We start from the raw sequence: 3,959 nt of genomic DNA, 5'->3' as shown, positions 1-3,959 counted from the left end.
TGTCCGTCCTCGAGTTAGGGCGGACTCTAATCGGCGGTGGAGGAAAAATCCCATGGCAGGTCACGGAGTGTACTACCTTGTTCAGCTCTACAAATGCATCGAGCACAGATTGTCCGAAAATCTTTGGAAGATCTCTTGGTGACAAGACTGGTACTCCTTTAATCTTCAGCGCATCATCTTCCGAGCCATACGCGTTGAAGACCGCGAAGCGCACAATCGAGTTTGATGGAGTAAATCCGATTTCTCTCGCAATATCTGCTGCCTTGTCTTGGCACCAGGCATTGTATCTAATTATGCTCTTTAGATACGGATCTGATACATTTCCTAAGTTCCGCTTGCACTCCACGAAAATAGCTACTCCGTTTTTAGGATTTATCGCTACTCGATCGATTAGTTTCTTTGTTTCATCTGTGTCGCACTTAAATCGTGTTTGTGACGCAGCCTGCCAGCCAGCGTGGGACCTGATAACCTTTGTCATTACGTTTTCCACTAACGTCCCATGTTTCTTGACAAAGGTATTCCATCGATAGACGATTTCGGGCGGGTACCCAAGGACCGGATCAGCTGATGGAGTGCCACTGGGCTCAATAAGAGCCTGAGCCTTTCTTTTCAATTCGGCTGCTTCTATGACGTTGTAAAGAGTGTTCATGAAGAGACATCCTTGAGGGATTGGCTTTGTCAGATACTACAGCATGGTTTTCAGGTTGAACACCATCGTCGTTTAAAAGCGCTTCCTGGGCTTTGAGTTACCCGCTATTGATCTACGACGCAGTGTGTAAGGTGTCCCAACTTGGTTGGGGTGGTGCCGCGGGTGCTTGAAATGAGACGTGAGACTAGCACGCCTGACCGTCTCATCCGACCGCATGTACAAGTACGGTCCGTTCGCGAGACGTCTGCAGCTTTGCGTGTCGATCTAAGAGCGTCCAACGAGATCTTCTGATCCGGTTAAGGCACATGAGTGCGCAGTGATTAGGACGAGGGCTTTCTGCATATCGGCGCGCTGTTGGTAACCAATTGGTAACCACCCGATTTCCACCGCCTGCCTGAGCGTGGGCTGATCGGCTAAGGCACGTGCATAGCGACGTCGTTAACGACGTGTCTTATGCGGGACTTTCGATGCGTGGTGACATTCTGGGTCTGGAACGGCGGCGTCGGTGGAGTGACGAGGAGAAGCTCAGGATCGTGCTGTCGGTCGGGGTAGAGGGGGCGACTGTGACGCAAGTGGCGCAGCGCCACGAGATAACCCGACAGCAGCTCTATGCCTGGCGGCATGAGCTGAAAAAGAAGGGGCTGCTTTCGCCACTACCGGAGACCCTGTTCCTGCCTGTGGAATTGAGCGCGCCGGCGGCGTTGGCGGCGCATCCATCGACTGTCGATCCGGCGCCGCAGCGCCCCGCCCTGATCGAGCTTCAACTGGCCAATGGCCGTTGCCTGCGCTTCGACCCGATGCTGGACACGACCACGCTGACGCGCCTGATCCGGGTGGTGGAGGCCGCATGATCGGGCCCGGCACCGGTGTCCGAGTTTACCTGGCCTGCGGAGTGACCGACATGCGCAAGGGCATCGGAGGTTTGGCGGCACTTGCGCAGGATCAGTTGCGCCAGAAGCCAGCAGGCGGTGCGGTGTTTGCGTTCCGCGGTCGACGTGGCGACAGATTGAAGCTCTTGTATTGGGATGGCCAGGGCTTCTGCCTTTACTACAAGGTGCTGGAACGCGGGCGCTTTCCCTGGCCAAGCAGCAAGGACGGGACTGCGCGTCTGACATCGGCGCAGCTGGCTATGCTGTGGGAAGGAATTGACTGGAGGCGGCCGGATTGGGGTGCGCCACCGGCCCGGGTCGGCTGATCTATCTTTCTGTAATTGCGTGTTTTTGTAGTGTCCGACATGGGGATATGGTATTCATCGCCATGTCCGGAACGGCCACGCCACTGCCCAATGATCCTGCCGCCTTGAAGGCGATCATTGCCGCGTTGCAGGCAGAAAATCAGAAGATGACGGCCAGCTTGCGTGCGCATGATCTGCTGGTTCAGGCGCTGCGCGTCCGGATCGCCAAATTGCAGAAGCAGAAGTTCGGAGCCAGTTCGGAAAGGATCGAACGAGAGCTCGAGCAACTGGAGCTGGCGCTGGAAGACCTGCAGCTGGCTTTGACGGAGGCAAATGACCCGTCGCCCGCTGCCGAGGAGGGGCCGGACACGGAAGCACAGGACCCGGAACTGGCTGAACCCCAGGAGACCACACGCCGCCGCCCGAAAGTCTCAAAGGACACGCCGCGCGAACGTCGCGAATATGACCCCGGCAAGAATTGCCCCGATTGCGGCGGCGATCTGCGGGTGATCGGTGAGGATGTCAGCGAATTGATCGACATGATCGCCGCGCAATTGAAGGTTATCGAGATCGCGCGCATCAAGAAGTCCTGCCGGCGCTGCGAGAAGATCGTCCAGGTCCCGGCACCCAGCCGACCAATTCCGCGCAGCATGGCGGGACCGAACCTGCTCGCCTATGTCCTGGTCTCGAAGTTCGACGATCATGTGCCGCTCTACCGGCAGAACGAGATCTTTGCCCGAATGGGCGCCGATATCCCCGACACGACGCTCGTGGACTGGTGCGGTGGGGCAATGAAAACCCTGACGCCGCTGATCAAAAAGATCGAGGCTGAGATCATGGCCAGCGATCTGCTTCATGCAGATGACACGCCCATCCGCGTGCTTGATCGCAGCAAGAGCGACAAGGGGCTCGGCAAGGGCGTGAAGAAGGGCCGGATCTGGGCTTACGTTCGCGATCAGCGCCCTTGGGCAGGCAGAGCCCCGCCCGGAGCGGTCTATCAGTTCGCCCCGGACTGGAAGGAAGAACATGTCCTCGGCCATCTGGGCCAGGCCGGCGGCATTCTTCAAGCCGATGGCTACAAGGGCTATGCCAAGCTTTATGCCACCGATCTGGAAGGGAAGAGCCAGTTCCGCGAGGCCGCATGCTGGGCACATCTACGCCGTGACTTCCATGATGTCTGGACCTCGACGAAATCCGAAATCGCGCGCGAGGCGCTCGACCGGATCGGCAAGTTCTACGATATCGAGCGTGCAATCAGCGGCAAGCCCGCCGAGTTGCGGCTGGCCCTGCGGCAGAAGGAAACCAGGCCCAAGGTCGACGCCTTCCGGGGCTGGGCCGAAAAGCAGCTGACGCGCATCCCCGGAAAAAGCGACTTGGCCAAGGCCTTCCGCTACGGATTGAGCCGCTGGTCTGCCCTCACGCTGTTCCTCGAGGATGGACGCGTCGCCATCGACAACAATGCGGCCGAGCGTGCCCTGAGGCCAATTGGTGTCGGCAGACGGAACTGGTTATTCGCGGGCTCGGACGCGGGCGGCGAAACGCTCGCCCGCGCCCTGACGGTCATCGAAACGGCAAAGATGAACGGGCTCGATCCGCAGGCCTATCTTGCCGATGTCCTGGACCGCATCCACGATCATATTAACACCCGTCTCGGCGAACTGCTGCCCTGGAACTGGGCGCCAATGGGCACGATCAAGACCGAGGCCGCGTAAACAGCGCCCTGAAGAGTTCTTCGGACTGCCTCAGGCCCTCATCGGTCAGGATAACCGACTTTGCCTTGTTGACCGGATCGGCAATCAGACCGCGCGCGTGCAACCGCTCCAGGGCGCCCCAGTCAAAGCCTTTCCACGCCCGCCGCTCGTCATGCAGCGTCAACCACATCAGCGCCAGAACGGCCTCGTCGATCTTGTCCCGATCAATCTCCATGGACTGAGCATACTACCGTCAGACCGGGGCGGAAATCGGGCGGTTACACCAATTGCGAGGGCGACAGCGGACGGGATACGTAGGAGTTCGCTCCACGGCCGAGCGGTGCCAGCCCTGGCTTTCGCCGCTATCCAAGCCTCGCAGAATGAGCTGGTCCCGGCCGGTGAGACAGCCTGGCGGCTTGGCTAAGGTGGATCGGGGTTGTTTCTA

At 58.9% G+C, this 3,959-nt stretch carries 5 protein-coding genes; 3 read left to right on the top strand and 2 right to left on the bottom strand.

The genetic code is table 11. The features are described 5' to 3' along the window. On the bottom strand, window positions 1-649 hold a 649-nt coding region (locus tag ACFFII_RS04045; RefSeq protein ID WP_377697619.1), incomplete at its 3' end, for a hypothetical protein. Window positions 650-1,071: 422 nt separating this feature from the next. Between ACFFII_RS04045 and tnpA the strand changes: the two genes are divergently transcribed. The 3 genes from tnpA to tnpC all read left to right on the top strand — a co-directional run bounded on the left by tnpA (window position 1,072) and on the right by tnpC (window position 3,535). Further along, window positions 1,072-1,500, top strand: coding sequence for an IS66-like element accessory protein TnpA (gene tnpA, locus ACFFII_RS04040; RefSeq protein ID WP_377697618.1), 429 nt, complete (start codon window positions 1,072-1,074; stop codon window positions 1,498-1,500). Continuing rightward, window positions 1,497-1,844: an IS66 family insertion sequence element accessory protein TnpB gene (gene tnpB / locus ACFFII_RS04035; RefSeq protein WP_377697617.1), complete on the top strand. Its 348-nt coding sequence runs from the start codon at window positions 1,497-1,499 to the stop codon at window positions 1,842-1,844. Before tnpA ends, tnpB begins: the two co-directional genes overlap by 4 nt. 62 nt (window positions 1,845-1,906) lie before the next feature. Next, entirely contained in the window at window positions 1,907-3,535 is a 1,629-nt protein-coding gene (tnpC, locus tag ACFFII_RS04030; RefSeq protein ID WP_377697620.1) for an IS66 family transposase, read from the top strand. On the opposite strand, the gene ACFFII_RS04025 is transcribed toward tnpC, so the two are convergent. Then, window positions 3,516-3,749, bottom strand: coding sequence for a DUF6429 family protein (locus ACFFII_RS04025; RefSeq protein ID WP_377697616.1), 234 nt, complete (start codon window positions 3,747-3,749; stop codon window positions 3,516-3,518). The two genes, tnpC and ACFFII_RS04025, sit on opposite strands and share 20 nt — an antisense overlap. Window positions 3,750-3,959 lie beyond the last annotated feature (210 nt).

This window comes from Paracoccus niistensis, from assembly GCF_042432925.1.
GTDB classification, from domain to species: Bacteria; Pseudomonadota; Alphaproteobacteria; order Rhodobacterales; family Rhodobacteraceae; genus Paracoccus; species Paracoccus niistensis.
This window is presented reverse-complemented; position numbering and strand designations above follow the sequence as displayed.